We start from the raw sequence: 14,479 nt of genomic DNA on the forward strand, positions 1-14,479 counted from the left end.
GGCTTGTCACTTCGTGTACTTCGCGCACCCCCTGAAGGGGGCCCGCGCCTTCGGCCGGCCGTGCGGCGCTCATACAACGCTCCCCAGGTAAGCCGCCTGCACGCGCTCGTCGGCGCGCACCGCCGACGGCACGCCCTCCACGAGCTTGGAGCCGAAGTTCATCACCACCAGCCGGTCCACCAGTTTCATCACGAAGTCCATGTCGTGCTCGACGATGAGGATGGTCACGCCCTCCTCGCGCAGCTTGCGCAGCAGGTCGCCGAGCGCCATCTTTTCCTTGCGGCGCAGGCCCGCCGCGGGCTCGTCGAGCACCAGCAGCACCGGGTCGGCGGCCAGCGCACGTGCGATTTCCAGGATGCGCTGCGTGCCCAGCGGCAGGCTGCCCGCGAGCTCGTGCGCGCGGTCGCCCAGGCCGATGCGGTCGAGCTGGCGCTGCGCTTCCTGCAGGATCTGCCTCTCTTCCCCGCGGTCGAGCCGCAGGCCGGCCTTCAGGATGCCCGAGCGGGTGCGCGAATGCGCGCCCAGCGCCACGTTGTCGAGCAGGCTCATGTGCGGCCTGAGCTTCACGTGCTGGAAGGTGCGCGCCAGGCCCAGCCGCGCCACCTGCCGCTGCGGCATGCCGGCGATGTCGTGGTCGAGGAAGCGCACCTGGCCCGAGGTCATCGGCAGCGTGCAGGTCAGCAGGTTGAACATGGTCGACTTGCCCGCGCCGTTGGGCCCGATCAGGCCGACGATCTCGCCAGCATTCACCTCGAAGCTCACATCGTTGACCGCCACCAGCCCGCCGAAGCGCTTGACCGCCCCCTTCACCGACAGCACCTGCGTGCCGCGCGCGGGCAGCTGGCGGTGCGGCAGCGGATCGACCGCGGGCGCTTCGTGGCGCGACGCAGCGCCCGGTGCGCCGGCGCGGCGGCGCGTCCAGCGCCGCAGCAGGCCCATGAGCCCGCCGCGCGCAAAGTGCAGCAGCAAAATGAAGAGCGTCGCAAAAGCCACGGCCTCCAGCTGGCCTGCGCGCTGCGTGAGGATCGGCAGCACGTCCTGCAGGCCGTTCTTCAGCACCAGCACCAGCGCGGCGCCCACCAGCGCGCCCGCCAGCTGCCCGAGCCCGCCGGCCACCGCCATCAGCAGGTATTCGATGCTCGCGCGCACGTCGAAGGGCGAAGGGCTCACGAACCGGTTCATGTGCGCATAGAGCCAGCCCGCCAGCCCCGCGAAGAGAGCCGCCGTGACAAACAGCGTGAGCCGCACGCGGTAGGCGTCGGCCCCCACGCTCGCGAGCAGCGTGGCACCGCCGCGCAGTCCGCGGATCGCGCGCCCCGGCCGCGACTGCAGCAGGTTGTGGCTGAACAGGCAGGCCAGCCCGACCACCACCCAGATCAGGTAGTACATCGAACGCGGATCGGCCAGCGACCAGCCTGCGATCTGCAGCGCTGGAATGTTCGACAGGCCCGTGTGGCGTCCGAGCGCATCGACGTTGCCGAACAGCATCGCAATCGACAGGCCCCAGGCGATGGTGCTCAGCGGCAGGAAGTGCCCACCCAGCCGCAGCGTCAGCATGCCGATGGCCAGCGCCGACAGGCCCGTGAGCAGCAGCGCGAACAAGAGGCCGATCCACGGCGACAGGCCCTGCGTGGTGGTGAGCCAGGCCGTCGCATAGGCCGCGATGCCGACGAAGGCCGCCTGCCCGAACGAGGTCGCGCCGCCCACGCCGGTGAGCAGCACCAGCCCGAGCGCCACCAGCGCGCCGATGCCGATGTCGTTGAGCAGCGAGACCGTGAAGCTGCCCGCCATCGCCGGCACCAGGGCCAGCACGGCGACCACCGCGGCGATCCACATCATGCGTTTTCGGTTGCCGTTCATTGCTCCACCTCGTCGTCTTCCTCTTCGGAGTGCGCGGCCATGAACGACCGCAGCATGAGCACCGGTATGAGCAGGCTGAACACGATCACGTCCTTCAGCGCTCCGCTCCAGAACGAGGCGAAGCTTTCCACCACGCCGACCGCGAGCGCACCCACGGCCGTCATCGGATAGCTCACGAGCCCGCCGATGATCGCGGCCACGAAGGCCTTCAGGCCGATGATGAAGCCCGAGTCGTAGTACATGGTGGTCACCGGCGCGATCAGCACGCCGATGAGCCCGGCCAGCAGCGAGGCGCAGCCATAGGCCAGCAGCGCCGTGCGCACCGGCCGGATGCCCACCAGCCGCGCGCCCACCCGGTTGACGGCCGTGGCGCGCAGCGCCTTGCCGGCCACCGTGCGCTCGAACACCAGGAAGAAAAGGCCGCTCAGCACGATGGCCGCGCCCACCATCAGCACCACCTGGCCGCTGACCGTGAAGCCGTCGCCCAGCGTGAACACCGCGCTGGTGAGCGGCGTGGTGCGCGAACCCTCGGGTCCGAAGAACAGGAGTCCCAGGCCCGACAGCAGGAAGTGCAGCGCCAGCGACACGATCAACAGCACCAGCACCGAGGCGTCCGCGATTGGCTGGAACACCACCCGCGCGAGCAGCGGCGCAATGGGCACCACCAGCAGCACCGCCACGGCAATGTGCACCGCCACCGGCACGCCGGGCCGTGCCGCCAGCCAGGCCAGCACACACGGAATGGCCGGCAGCACGCCCCACATCAGCACCGCCTTGGGAATGCGCGCGGCCTCGCCGCGCCGCAGCAGGCTGCCGATTTCCGTCGCCAGCGCGAGCGCCGCAAGCACGGCGACCATGCCGATGGTCGGCGGCACGCGGCCGGTCTCGAAGGCCGCGAGCGACAGGGCCGCGAAGGCCGCGATGTCGCCGAACGGCACGAACACCACCCGCGTGACGGAAAAGATCAGCACCAGCCCGAGCCCTGCCAGCAGATAGACGGCACCGTTGGCCAGGCCATCGGTGACGAGAATCAGCGCCACGTCCCATGTCATAGAAAAGCCCTTGGCAATATCGTTGTCGTTGTTGTTGCTTGCATGGGATGGTTCAAGGTGCGAGCTTCCATTGGCCGTTGTCGAGCTTGACGATGACACGCGCGCGTTCGTCCACGCCGTAGAGGCTGCCGGGCTTGAAGCTGTAGACGCCGTGCGTGCCGACCACTTCCCTGGTGCTGAAGATGGCATCGCGCAATGCGACACGGAACTCGGCGGTGCCCGGCTCGGCCTTCTTCATGGCGCGCGATGCAGCATCGGCAAACACCAGCCAGCCATCGAAGGAATAGGCCGAGAAGGCATCGCTGGTGGGCGCGTTGTTGACCTTCTGGAACACGGCGCGGAAATCGGTCGCGATCTTCTTGGTCGGGTGGCTGTCGGGCAGCTGCTCGGCCACGATCACCGGGCCGGTGGGCATCAGCGCGTTCTGCCCCGAGGCACCGACCACGCGCACGAAGTCGGGGTTGATCAGCCCGTGCTGGCCGTACACGCCGCCCTTGTAGCCGCGCTCCTGCAGTGCAAGAAACGGCAGCGCGCCCGGCGTTCCGGCGCCGCCGGTCATCACCGCATCGGGCCGCAGCGCGACGATCTTCAGCACCTGCCCGGTCACCGAGGCGTCGGCGCGCGCATAGCGCTCGTTGCTCACCACCTTGATGCCGGCCTCGGGCGCGGCCTTCATCAGCGCGTTGTAGACCAGGTCGCCCCAGGCATCGGTGAAGCCGATGTAGCCCACGGTCTTGACGTTGTTGCGCTTCATGCGCTCGACCACCGCATCGATCATCAGCTGCGTGGGCTGCGCCACCGTCATGACCCACGGGTTCTCGTTCGCGTCGAGCAGGATGGGCGTGAGGCCGATCATCGGCACCTTGGCTTCCTTGCCGACCTGCGCCATGGCAATGGCGGCCGGCACGCCCGAGGTACCCATCAGCACATCGACCTTGTCCTCCTCGATCAGCTTGCGCGCATTGCGCCCGGCAGTGGTCGGGTCGGAGCCGTCGTCCAGCACGATGAGCTGCACCTTGCGGCCATTGATCTCGGGCTTGTAGGCCAGCGCGGCCTGCATGCCCTTGGCATAGGGCACGCCGAGCGAGGAGTTGGGCCCCGACAGCGACACGCTCAGGCCGACCTTGAGGTCGGCCGCCAGCACGCTCGCAACACCACAGGCGGTCAGCGCCGCGGCGAGGGCACCGCGCGTCAAGGTCAACATCAGGCTCTTCATGTCGTAGCTCCGGTGAGGATGGATGGATGGATGGAAAATGGACGGGGAAACTCAGATGAACAACTGGATCGCCGGCAATGGGCGCGCGGCGTTGAGCAGGTCGATTCGCTTTTCTCGGACGGCCCATCCCGTGGACGTGCGCACGAGGTGGTGGCGGGCGGTGCCGGTCAAAAGGATCTGCGATTCGCCGCGCGCTTCGACGTAGAGAAAAGGCGTGCGCAGGCGGGCCGCATCGTTCGTCTCTACCTCGATGCGCGAAGGCTGCAACACATGCTGGCAATGGCTCGCCGGATGCTGCGAATGGGCGCGCGGGTTCTTCAAGCGATCGACACGCAGTTGCAGCAGCAGCCGGTCTTCGTAGGCGAGGGAGTTGTGCGAGAACGGGTCGGCCTGCGCGGCGCCCAGCAGCGGTATCCAGTAATGGCCGTCGTCCGCAAAGAGCGCCAGCCAGTCGTCGAAGCGCCGCTCGTCGAGCAGTGTGGCCTCATGGGCGACGAAATCGCGCGGATCGCGGTTCATGACGAGGCCTCCATGCCCGCCGCCATCGACTTCGCCCAGGCGCGGAACTGGTTGCGCATGAGCAATTCGTCGGTGCCGTTGGTGGTGAGGGTCGATTGCGCGAGTTCAGCCGCATCGAAATTGCGGTGCAGGCTCACCCATTCGTTGCCGCCCGCGCGCAGGCCCTGCTGGATGCTCTCGAACAGGTGCACGTCGTCATGCGCGACCACCGACATCGGCGAGAACACGAGCCGGTTGTAGCTCATCGCACGTTCGAACAGCAGTTCGGGCGCACCCGCTGCGCGGAAGCTCCAGGCTTCGATGAGCGTGCGGTCCGCGGCCAGCGGGCGGATCACGCGGATGGCCTGCGGCGAGCCCTTGACCGACAGGCTCGGGTAGAAGACCGAGTTCTGCGGCGAGCGCTGCAGGATCTCGGCCGCACGCGCCTCACCGTGCGCAGCGTGCATCGCCGCCTCGTACTCGGGCAACTGCGCATAGTTGGAGTGGATGCTGAAGTTCACGCCCAGCACGCTGTGGCCGTTGGCGAACACGCGCCCGCCCATCTTGTCGAAGAATTCGTAGCCCGAGCCGAAGGGCAGGATCTGCTCCATCGCCATCGGCTTGGGATCGGTGGGCGCATGGCCCTCCCACAGCGCCTCGGCCGCCTTGGTGGCCGACTCGTGCGTCGACATCGGATGCACCGTGTCGTTGATGTTCTCGAGGTACATCTTCCAGTTGCAGTGCACGATGTTGCGCAGCACGCCACCGCCAACCGTGAGCCTGCCCTCGGGCGAGCGGTCGACCATGTTGTCGATGGCGCCGAGCACCTCGCCGAAGTAGTCCTCGAACGAGAGGCCGCTGTCCGCGAGCCGCACGAAGACGAAGTCGCGGTAGACCTTCACGTGCTTCACCACAGAGAGCCCCCGGCCCGACTCGCAGGCCTTGAGCTGCGTGCCGTCGTAGCCGTTCTTCAGCGGCAGGCCGAGCGGTGCACCATCGAGCTTGTAGGTCCAGGCGTGGTAGGGGCAGCGAAAGAAGCGGCCGGTGTTGCCGCATTCGTCGGTCACGAGTTGCGTGCCCTTGTGGGCGCAGCGGTTGTACATGACGTGCACCGCGCCGTCGGGCTGGCGCACCATGAGCAGCGGCCGGCCCGCAACGTCCTGCGCCACGAAGTCGCCCGGCTCCGGCACCTGGCTCGCGTGGCCCAGATAGACCCAGGTGTTCGCGAAAAGGTGCTCCTGTTCGAGCGCGAAGATCTCCTCGCTCAGGTACAGGTCGCGGTGCACGCGGTCGTCCTGCACAAGCGCGGCGATGCGGTCGGGATGATGGCCGTAGCTGGTCATCGGCGAGGGCTCGGTCGACGTTCGTTCAGCACGTGCTCAGGGCACGAGCTTCCATTGGCCCTTGTTCATCTGCACGATCACCACGCCGCGCTGGTCGGAGCCATAGCGGTCGTCAGGCTTGAAGGTGTAGATGCCGTGCGTGCCCACCAATTCCTTGGTGCCGGCGATGGCATCGCGCAGCGCGCTGCGGTACTGCGGCGTGCCCGGCTCGCCCTTGGTGCGCGAGGCGGCATCGGCCAGCAGCAGGTAGGCGTCGTAGGTGTACGACGAGAAGGCATCCGTCGGCACCGCGCCGTTGACCTTCTGGTAGGCGCTGCGAAAGCCCATCGACACCTTCTTGATCGGGTTGCTGTCGGGCAGCTGGTCGGCCACCAGCACGGGGCCGCTGGGCACCTGCAGGCCTTCGATGGAAGCGCCGCCCACGCGCACGAAGTCGGCGTTGATGAGGCCGTGCGTGCCGTAGATCTTTCCCTTGTAGCCGCGCTCGGCGAGCGCGAGGTAGGGCAGTGCGCCGGGCGTGCCCGAGTTGCCGGCAAACACCGCATCGGGCCGCTGCGCGACGATCTTGAGCACCTGCCCCGCCACCGACGAGTCGCTGCGCGCATAGCGCTCGTTCGCCACCACCTTGATGCCGGCCTTGTCGGCGCTCTTCACGAGCGAGTCGTAAGCCAGGTCGCCCAGCGCATCGGAAAAGCCGATGAAGGCCACGGTCTTCACGCCGGACTTCTGCATGCGCTCGACCACGGCCGCGACCATGAGCTGGAATGGCTGCGACACCGTGACGGTCCACGCGCCTTCGGGGCCGGGGATGGTGACGGGCGTGGGCGAGATCAGCGGCGTGTTGAGTTCCCGCGCCACGGAGGCAATGGCCATCGCGCCCGGCACGCCCGAGGTGCCGATCAGCACGTCGACCTTGTCTTCCACCACGAGCTTGCGCGCATTGCGGCCGGCGGTGGTGGGGTCGGAGGCATCGTCGAGCACGATCAGCTGGACCTTGCGGCCGCCGATTTCCGGATGCTCGGCAATGGCGGCGCGAATGCCCTTCTCGTACGGCACGCCCAAAGCCGCGACCGGGCCGGAGAGCGAGCTGATGAAGCCGATCTTGAGGTCGGCCGCCATGGCTTGTGCGGCCGCGAATGCTGCTGCAGTGAGTGCCAGGATTCGGGTCAGGTTCTGTTTCATTGTTGGTGCTCCAGCTTGTGGTGTCTTTTTGGGTTGTCTTGCGCTACTGTTCGGGGCGCTGTTGTTCAGGGCGTGTGCACAGGCCACCGGGTACTCCCCTCCGCGAATGTCCCCCGCCCTTCGGGCTCCTCCTTGATTTCGCTGCGGGGAGCACCCGATGCCCTGTGCACGAGGGCACGCTCGTTGCGCATCTCTGATCAACGACCGCTCTGAACAACGCTCCCGTCGATGGGGTGCCTTGCGCAGCGAAATCAAGGGGGAGGCCACAGGCCGGAGGACATTCGCGGAGCAAGGTACCCCGTCGGCGGGAGCGCGCCCTGAATGACCCACAGCAGGACGCAAAGGAAAGCAAGCAGTCATTTCAGGGAACCAGCTTCCACTGCCCCTTCTCGAGCTTCACGACAACGCGCGAACGTTCATCCGAGCCATAGCGGTCCGTCGGCTTGAAGTTGTAGACCGAGTGCGTGCCCACCAGCTCCTTGGTACTCACGATGGCGTCGCGCAGCGCGAGCCGGAACTGCGGCGTGCCGGGTTCGGCCTTGGTGGCGAGCGCGCGCTGGGCCGCGTCGAGGTACAGCAGCCAGGCATCGAAGGTGTAGGCCGAGAAGGCATCGGTCGGCGGTGCGCCGTTGGCCTTCTGGTAGGCCGCGCGGAAATCCATCGACACCTTGCGGATCGGGTTTTCGCTCGGCAGTTGCTCGGCCACGATCACCGGGCCGGTAGGTGCCAGCAGGCCTTCGACCGAGGCACCGCCCACGCGCACGAAGTCCGGGTTGATCAGCGCGTGCATGCCGTAGATCTGGCCCTTGTAGCCGCGCTCCGCGAGCGCCAGGTAGGGCAGCGCGCCAGGCGTGCCCGAGGTGCCGGTGATCACCGCGTCAGGCCGCAGTGCCACGATCTTGAGCACCTGGCCGGTCACCGACGAATCGGCGCGCGCATAGCGCTCGTTCGAGACGATCTTGATGCCCGCCGGCTCCGCGCTCTTTTGCAGCGCGCCGTACACCAGGTCGCCCCAGGCGTCGGAAAAGCCGATGTAGCCGACCGTCTTCACGCCCGACTTCTTCATGCGCTCGACCACCGCGCTCACCATCAGCGGCGCAGGCTGCGGCAGCGTGACCATCCATGCACCTTCCTCGCCCGGCAGGTTGGCGTTGGCGATCGAGATCAGCGGCGTCTTCGTTTCGCGTGCCACGCCGGCAATGGCCAGCGCGCCGGGCGAACCGGCCGTGCCGATGATCACGTCGACCTTGTCCTCGTCGATCATCTTGCGCGCGTTGCGCGCGGCTGTGGACGGGTCGGACGCATCGTCGAGCTGCACCAGCTGGATCTTGCGGCCGCCGATGTCCGCCTGGTAGGCGATGGCGGCCTTCATGCCCTTCTCGTAGGGAATGCCGAGCGACGACACCGGACCCGACAGCGACGTGATGAAGCCGACCTTGAGATCGGCCGCCCACGCGCCCGCTGCGCTCAGCGCGCCGAAGGCCGCAGCAATACCCGCAATGGCACGGAATCGGTTCAGGACTTTCATGGCGATGCTCCAGAGGTGATGTTTTTGAACGGAACGAATGAACGCGGAGAAAAACTAGAGGGCGAGGCTGCCGACGCTGGTGCCGCCGCAGACGTAGAGCACCTGCCCGGTAATGAAGCTGCTGTCCGGGTCGGCGAAGAAACGCACGGCGCGCGCCACGTCGGCCGATTCGCCAAGGCGCTTGACCGGCACGGAGGCGGCGAGCGCACGTTCCTTCTCGCTGCCGGCCTCGACCACGTCGTAGAACATGTCGGTTCGGATCGGGCCCGGCGCCACCACGTTCACGGTGATGCCGTCCGCGGCAAGTTCGAGCGCCCAGGTGCGCGCCATGCCCAGCATGCCGGCCTTGGTGGCCGAATAGCTTGTGCGTGTGGCCAGGCCCAGCGCGGCGCGCGACGACAGCAGCACCACGCGGCCGAAGCGCTGCGCGCGCATCGCAGGCAATGCGCCCTGCACCAGCTGGATCGCAGAGGCCAGGTGCAGGTCGACCAGCGCATCGAGGTCCTCGAGCTTCACTTCGGGCAGCAAGGCCGCGCGGATGACCCCGGCGTTGTGGACGATGGTGGTCGGCGCAAAGCGATCGACCAGTTCGCGCACCGCCTCGCCGGTGGCGGCGCGGTCGCTCAGGTCGACCTCGATGCTGTGCAGCTTCGGATGGTCGATGCCGGCCTTGCGGCGCGCGAGCGAGACCACCTCGTAGCCCTGCGCGAGCAGGTCATCGCAGATCGCCTTGCCGATGCCGGCGCTGCCGCCGGTGACTGCAGCTACCTTGTTCATGCGCGCTCTCCCCGACTTGCTCCCTCTCCCGCTTGCGGGAGAGGGTTGGGGTGAGGGTGTCCCCTGCCACCTTCGCAAGCCCCCTCATCCCCCGCCTTCTCCCGCAAGCGGGAGAAGGAGCCAAAGTCGGCACCGCGGATCATGATGGCGCTCCCACCAGCGCCAGCACCCGCAGCGGGCTGCCGCTGCCCCTCTCGATCTTGAGCGGCGGACAGATCAGCACCGCGCCCGAGGGCGGCAGCAGGTCGAGGTTGCTCAGGCACTGCAGCCCATAGCGCCCCGCGCCGTGCATGTAGTAGTGGCACGGGTACGGCGGCCGCAGGTGGTAGCCCTGCCCTGCATCGGTGCCGATGGCCTCCGATCCGAAGCCCAGCACGTTGCGCTGCTCGACCAGGAAACGCACGGCCTCGGTGCTCGGGCCGGGCGTGTGCTGGCCGGTCTCGTCGAAGTTCTGGTACGCCTCGGGGTCGCTGCGCTTGGACCAGTCGGTGCGCATCAGCACCCACGCGCCCTTCGGAATGCGGCCGTGCGCCGCTTCGTAGCGCTCGATGTCGGCCACGCTCAGCAGGTAGTCGTCGTTGGCCTGCACGTCGGCCGAGCAGTCGATCACGCAGGCCGGCGCCACGAAGTGCTGCACGGGAATGGTATCGACCGAGTTGTTCGGCAGGTCGCGGCCCGAGATCCAATGGATCGGCGCGTCGAAGTGCGTGCCCGTGTGCTCGCCGCAGGAAAAATTGTTCCAGTACCAGCCCGGCCCGCGCTCGTCGTACTTCGACACTTCCTCGATGCGGAAGGGCCAGCACTGGCCCATCTCGGGCGGCAAGGCGATCTGCGGGAACTCGGGCGTGAGCGTCTGCGTGAGGTCGATCACGCGGATGCGGCCGCTGGCCATCGCGGTCACGAGGCCGCCGAGGATTTCGGTGGCGGACATCAGTTCAGTGGTGGTTGTCGTCATCGTGTGGCTCCTGTTCTCAGCCGCCTGCGGCCAGTTCGCGTTCGAGCACCTTCGGGTTGTCGCGCCAGCGTTCCAGCCACTCCTGGGCGACGTCGCCGGGATACACGTCCTCGACGCCGTCGCGCAGCGCCTTGACGATGGCGTTGGCCAGCGCAGATGGAGCCAGCTTGGGCGGCGGTGTGTGCTGGTTCCATTCGTCATCGATGGGGCCGGGAAACACGTTGATCACGCGGATGCCGGCCGGCCGCATCTCGGCGCGCAGGCACTGCGCGAGCGAGTGCGCCGCGGCCTTCGAGGCACTGAAGGTGCCGTGCGGCGGGAAGTTGCTGAGCGCGTAGATCGACAGCAGGTTGACCCAGGCCGTGGCACCCGTCGCGCCGTCGGCCGAGCGGCCCTTGAGCGCGGGGCCGAACTCCTGCGCGAGGCGCAGCAGGCCGAAGTAGTTGATGTCCATCTCGGCCTTGGCCACGTCGGTGCCGCGGCGCGCGCCGATGCCGAAAGTGCGGTGCACCTCCGCGTTGTTGATCACGATGTCGACCTTGCCGCCGATGGAGCCCGCGAGCTCGGTCACCTGCCGGCCGTTGGTCAGGTCCAGCGGCACCAGCGTGACTTGCGGCAGCGCCGAGATGTCGTCCAGGCCCTCGCCCATCTTCTTCCACGGCTCGGCATGGCCGACCCAGACGATGTCGGCGCCGGCCTTCACCAGCGCGCGCACGATGGCCTGGCCCACCTCGGTCTTGCCGTCGGTCACCAGCACCTTGCGGAACTTCGGATCGCTGGTCATTTCACGCAGCATCTTGTCGTCGGCCATGTGGGGACTCCCTTCAAACGGAAAACCAATGAGAACGGCCTGGCCCGCGCGGTCGAGACGGGCTCCCACGCGCACTCGTTGCGGCGCATCGCCGACCTCGCCATGCAGATGGACCATGAGCGTCGGGCCGGCATCCAGTTGCACCAGGCCCAGCCGCCAGGGCAGCCGCTCGCGGAAGAACAGGTCGTTGCTGTGGTGCAGCGTGGTGCTGCCGAGCAGCTCGCCCTCGCCGCTCTGTGCGCGCCAGCGCAAGGAGGCCGAGAGGCACTTGTGGCAGACCTCGCGCGGCGGGTACTGCACCGTGCCGCATTGCTCGCAGGTCTGCAGTTCGAAGCGGCCTTCGGCAGCGGCCGCTGTGAGGCCGAGCGCCACGCGGCCGCGCGCGCCAGGCGGCAGGTTCATCTGCCGGGTGCGCAGCACCGGGTTCTTGCGCGGGGGGCGCATCAAGGGCATCGTCATGCGGGTCTTCCGAGAATGACGGCGCCTGTGCACAGGCAGCGGTCGTAAGTCACCATGCCGAAGCCGGCGACGAGGCCCAGTTGCGCATTCGGCACTGCGCGCTTGCCGGCTTGATCCGTCAACTGGCGGATCGCCTCGACCATGCCGAGGAAGCCGCCCGCCGCACCGGCCTGCCCGGCCGAGAGCTGCCCGCCGCTCGTGTTGTTCGGAAAGCTGCCGTCGAAAGTCATCGTGTTGGCCTGCACGAAAGCCGCGCCCTCGCCCTTCTCGCAAAAGCCCAGGTCCTCGAACTGCATCATCACGATGACCGGGTAGTCGTCATAGGTCTGCACGAAGTCGAGCGCGGCGGGCTGCACGCCAGCCTGGGCGTAGAGATCGTCGCGGTCCATGCGCCAGCCGCCCTGCACCATCACCGGATCGTCGGCATAGGCGTTGTGGCGCTCGATGGCGCCGCGGATCACCACGTGCGCAAGACCGAGGTCGCGCGCACGCTCCTCGCTCATCACGAGGAAGGCGTCGGCACCCGCGCAGGGCATCACGCAGTCGAACAGGTGGATCGGGTCCGAGATGGGCCGCGCGGCCATGTACTCGTCGAGCGTGAGCGGCTTCTTGAACATCGCGTTCGGATTGCCGAGCGCATTGGTGCGCTGGTCCACGCAGATGCGGCCGAAGTCCTCGCGCCTTGCGCCGTAGGTGCGCATGTAGTTGGCCGTGATGAACGCGAAGATCGAGTTGGGCCCGCCGGAACCGTAGGGATAGCTCGCATCGCGTGCGAAGTTGCTGAAGCTGCCGAGCGTCTGGCGGAAGGAGTCGACGTGGTTGGTGTCCGCGCCCACGCAGGCCACGATGTCGGCATCACCCGCCTGCACGGCGCGCGCCGCACGGCGCAGGCACATCACGCCCGAGGCACCGCCCGTGGGCACATGGTCGAGCCAGCGCGGCGACAGGCCCAGGTGCTGCGTGACGCCCACGGCCGTGTCGGGCGCGAGCGAGAAGCTGCTGAGGCACAGGCCGTCGATCTGTTCCTTGGCCACGCCGCTGGCTTCGACCAGCGCCTCGATGGCCTGCCCGATGAACCAGTGCGCGGTGCGCGTGGAGTAGCGCACATAGGGCACGGTGATGGGCACCGCGACGGCGACGCCTTCGTAGGAGAGCCGTCGCTTCGTCATGCCTGCCTCTTTTTCATGGAGCGCGTGTCGATGCAATGGCCCTGGCCCGGCAGCGACTGCGCCATCTCGCGCAGCTGGCCGCGCTGGATCTTCTGCGACGGCGTGAGCGGCAGCGCATCGACGAAGGCCACGTAGCCCGGCGCCTTGTAGTAGGCCAGCTGCGCGAGCGCATGCTCGACGATGCTGGCGGCGAGCTGCCCGCGCTGCGATGCATCGGCGCCTTCGCGCACCACGATGCAGGCCAGCACCTCGTCGCCGCGCACCGCGTCGGGCGTGGCGGCCACGGCCGAAGCCTTCACTGCCGGGTGCTGGTTGAGCACGCTTTCCACTTCGACGGCCGAGATGTTCTCGCCGCTGCGGCGGATCACGTTCTTCTTGCGGTCGACGAAGAAGAAGTTGCCTTCGGCATCGCGGCGCACGAGGTCGCCGGTGTGGAACCAGCCGCCGGCCCATGCCTCGCGCGTGGCTTCCTCGTCCTTCAGGTAGCCGGAGAAGAAGTAGCGCTTCGGGTCGCCGCCGGCCGAGCGCACCAGCAACTCGCCCGGCGCATCGGTACCGACGTCGCTGCCGTCTTCGCCCACGAGGCGGATCTGAACGAAGTCCTCCTGCCGGCCGAAGCAACTCGTGCCCACCAAGCGCGGCTCGCGGTTGGCCATGATGCAGGCGGCCGCGCCGGTCTCGGTCATGGCCCAGGCCTCGACCAATGGGAAGCCGAAGCGCTCTTCGAAGGGCGCGTGGTTCTTGCGGTCGACGCCGGCACCGAAGCCCCAGCGGATGGCGTGGTCGCGGTCGGCCGCCGATGCGGGTGCGGACAGCAGCATGGCCGGCATCACGCCCAGGTAGTGCACGATGGTCGCGCCGCTTTCGCGTGCGCTGGCGAGCCAGGTCTTCGGGTGGAAGCGGTCGAGCTGCACCAGGCAGCCACCCGCAACCAGCACCACCATGGTGGAGAAGGCCATCGCATTCATGTGGTTGAGCGGCAGCGGCGTGATGACGCGCTCGGCATCGCGCTGGATGCTGCAGACGCCGTCGAGCGCCGCATACCATTCGCCCGCGCGCAGGAAGTAGGCGTTGCTCAGGATGCAGCCCTTGGGGCGGCCGGTGGTGCCGGAGGTGTAGAGCAGGCCGCATTCGGTGTCGACACCGATGGGCTCGTGGGCGCGCGGTGCGGGAGTCTTCGCGCGGGGCACGGCATCGTCCGGACCCATGGTCTCGAAGGACACGCCGGCTTGAGCCGCTGCTGCCCGCAGGTCGGCGGCACGCTCGGGAAGCGTGACGGCAAGGCCGATTTCGCTGTGGCCGATCAGGTAGACCAGCTCGGCCGAGCGCATCTCGGCGTTGATTGGCACCACGCTCGCGCCCAGCGCATTGAGCGCGAACCAGTGGAACAGGAATGCGGGCCGGTTCTCCAGCAACAGGCCGACGCGGTGGCCGTGCCCATAACCGGCTTGCGCATAGGCCGTGCGAAGGCGTTCGACCTCGGCGGCAGCCTCGCCCCAGCGAATGGCACCCGCCGGGATGCCGTAGGCAGCCGCGGTCACCGATTCGGTGAACAGGAATTCGGCCTGCGGCGTGCGGGCCGCGGTGGCTGCAAAGACGTCGTGGACGGTGGCGTGTGGCATCGCGTCC

General features: G+C 68.0%; 12 protein-coding genes. All 12 read right to left on the minus strand.

All coding sequences use genetic code 11. From position 1 onward, the window contains the following. Positions 1 to 69: 69 nt before the first annotated feature. The 12 genes from L1081_RS12985 to L1081_RS13040 all read right to left on the minus strand — a co-directional run bounded on the left by L1081_RS12985 (position 70) and on the right by L1081_RS13040 (position 14,472). Positions 70 to 1,860, minus strand: coding sequence for an ATP-binding cassette domain-containing protein (locus L1081_RS12985; protein ID WP_489412585.1), 1,791 nt, complete (start codon positions 1,858 to 1,860; stop codon positions 70 to 72). Beyond that, entirely contained in the window at positions 1,857 to 2,912 is a 1,056-nt protein-coding gene (locus L1081_RS12990) for an ABC transporter permease subunit (protein WP_489412586.1), read from the minus strand. The genes L1081_RS12985 and L1081_RS12990 overlap by 4 nt, the downstream gene beginning before the upstream one ends. 52 nt (positions 2,913 to 2,964) lie before the next feature. After that, on the minus strand, positions 2,965 to 4,128 hold the full coding sequence (locus L1081_RS12995) for an ABC transporter substrate-binding protein (RefSeq protein WP_489412587.1): 1,164 nt from the start codon (positions 4,126 to 4,128) through the stop codon (positions 2,965 to 2,967). A 51-nt stretch (positions 4,129 to 4,179) separates the two neighbouring features. Then, on the minus strand, positions 4,180 to 4,647 hold the full coding sequence (locus L1081_RS13000) for an aromatic-ring-hydroxylating dioxygenase subunit beta (protein WP_489412588.1): 468 nt from the start codon (positions 4,645 to 4,647) through the stop codon (positions 4,180 to 4,182). After that, on the minus strand, positions 4,644 to 5,969 hold the full coding sequence (locus tag L1081_RS13005; RefSeq protein WP_489412589.1) for a Rieske 2Fe-2S domain-containing protein: 1,326 nt from the start codon (positions 5,967 to 5,969) through the stop codon (positions 4,644 to 4,646). The genes L1081_RS13000 and L1081_RS13005 overlap by 4 nt, the downstream gene beginning before the upstream one ends. A 36-nt stretch (positions 5,970 to 6,005) precedes the next feature. After that, positions 6,006 to 7,151: an ABC transporter substrate-binding protein gene (locus L1081_RS13010; RefSeq protein WP_489412590.1), complete on the minus strand. Its 1,146-nt coding sequence runs from the start codon at positions 7,149 to 7,151 to the stop codon at positions 6,006 to 6,008. A 361-nt stretch (positions 7,152 to 7,512) separates the two neighbouring features. Beyond that, positions 7,513 to 8,679: an ABC transporter substrate-binding protein gene (locus L1081_RS13015; RefSeq protein WP_489412591.1), complete on the minus strand. Its 1,167-nt coding sequence runs from the start codon at positions 8,677 to 8,679 to the stop codon at positions 7,513 to 7,515. Positions 8,680 to 8,733: 54 nt separating this feature from the next. Further along, on the minus strand, positions 8,734 to 9,456 hold the full coding sequence (locus L1081_RS13020) for an SDR family oxidoreductase (protein ID WP_489412592.1): 723 nt from the start codon (positions 9,454 to 9,456) through the stop codon (positions 8,734 to 8,736). Positions 9,457 to 9,595: 139 nt separating this feature from the next. Continuing rightward, on the minus strand, positions 9,596 to 10,411 hold the full coding sequence (locus tag L1081_RS13025; RefSeq protein ID WP_489412593.1) for a cyclase family protein: 816 nt from the start codon (positions 10,409 to 10,411) through the stop codon (positions 9,596 to 9,598). Between the two features lie 16 nt (positions 10,412 to 10,427). After that, positions 10,428 to 11,681, minus strand: a complete 1,254-nt coding sequence (locus tag L1081_RS13030; RefSeq protein WP_489412594.1) for an SDR family NAD(P)-dependent oxidoreductase — start codon at positions 11,679 to 11,681, stop codon at positions 10,428 to 10,430. Further along, entirely contained in the window at positions 11,678 to 12,850 is a 1,173-nt protein-coding gene (locus L1081_RS13035) for a thiolase C-terminal domain-containing protein (protein WP_489412595.1), read from the minus strand. Before L1081_RS13035 ends, L1081_RS13030 begins: the two co-directional genes overlap by 4 nt. Beyond that, positions 12,847 to 14,472: an AMP-binding protein gene (locus L1081_RS13040; RefSeq protein WP_489412596.1), complete on the minus strand. Its 1,626-nt coding sequence runs from the start codon at positions 14,470 to 14,472 to the stop codon at positions 12,847 to 12,849. The genes L1081_RS13035 and L1081_RS13040 overlap by 4 nt, the downstream gene beginning before the upstream one ends. Positions 14,473 to 14,479: the final 7 nt, after the last annotated feature.

This window comes from Variovorax sp. MSC1_012, assembly GCF_023667525.1.
Taxonomy (GTDB): Bacteria; Pseudomonadota; Gammaproteobacteria; order Burkholderiales; family Burkholderiaceae_C; genus Variovorax; species Variovorax beijingensis_B.

Coding starts and splice junctions, on each gene's coding strand:
- L1081_RS12985 (WP_489412585.1), bottom strand. CDS start 1,860: ATGAACGGCAACCGAAAACGCATGATGTGGATCGCCGCGGTGGTCGCC.
- L1081_RS12990 (WP_489412586.1), bottom strand. CDS start 2,912: ATGACATGGGACGTGGCGCTGATTCTCGTCACCGATGGCCTGGCCAAC.
- L1081_RS12995 (WP_489412587.1), bottom strand. CDS start 4,128: ATGAAGAGCCTGATGTTGACCTTGACGCGCGGTGCCCTCGCCGCGGCG.
- L1081_RS13000 (WP_489412588.1), bottom strand. CDS start 4,647: ATGAACCGCGATCCGCGCGATTTCGTCGCCCATGAGGCCACACTGCTC.
- L1081_RS13005 (WP_489412589.1), bottom strand. CDS start 5,969: ATGACCAGCTACGGCCATCATCCCGACCGCATCGCCGCGCTTGTGCAG.
- L1081_RS13010 (WP_489412590.1), bottom strand. CDS start 7,151: ATGAAACAGAACCTGACCCGAATCCTGGCACTCACTGCAGCAGCATTC.
- L1081_RS13015 (WP_489412591.1), bottom strand. CDS start 8,679: ATGAAAGTCCTGAACCGATTCCGTGCCATTGCGGGTATTGCTGCGGCC.
- L1081_RS13020 (WP_489412592.1), bottom strand. CDS start 9,456: ATGAACAAGGTAGCTGCAGTCACCGGCGGCAGCGCCGGCATCGGCAAG.
- L1081_RS13025 (WP_489412593.1), bottom strand. CDS start 10,411: ATGACGACAACCACCACTGAACTGATGTCCGCCACCGAAATCCTCGGC.
- L1081_RS13030 (WP_489412594.1), bottom strand. CDS start 11,681: ATGACGATGCCCTTGATGCGCCCCCCGCGCAAGAACCCGGTGCTGCGC.
- L1081_RS13035 (WP_489412595.1), bottom strand. CDS start 12,850: ATGACGAAGCGACGGCTCTCCTACGAAGGCGTCGCCGTCGCGGTGCCC.
- L1081_RS13040 (WP_489412596.1), bottom strand. CDS start 14,472: ATGCCACACGCCACCGTCCACGACGTCTTTGCAGCCACCGCGGCCCGC.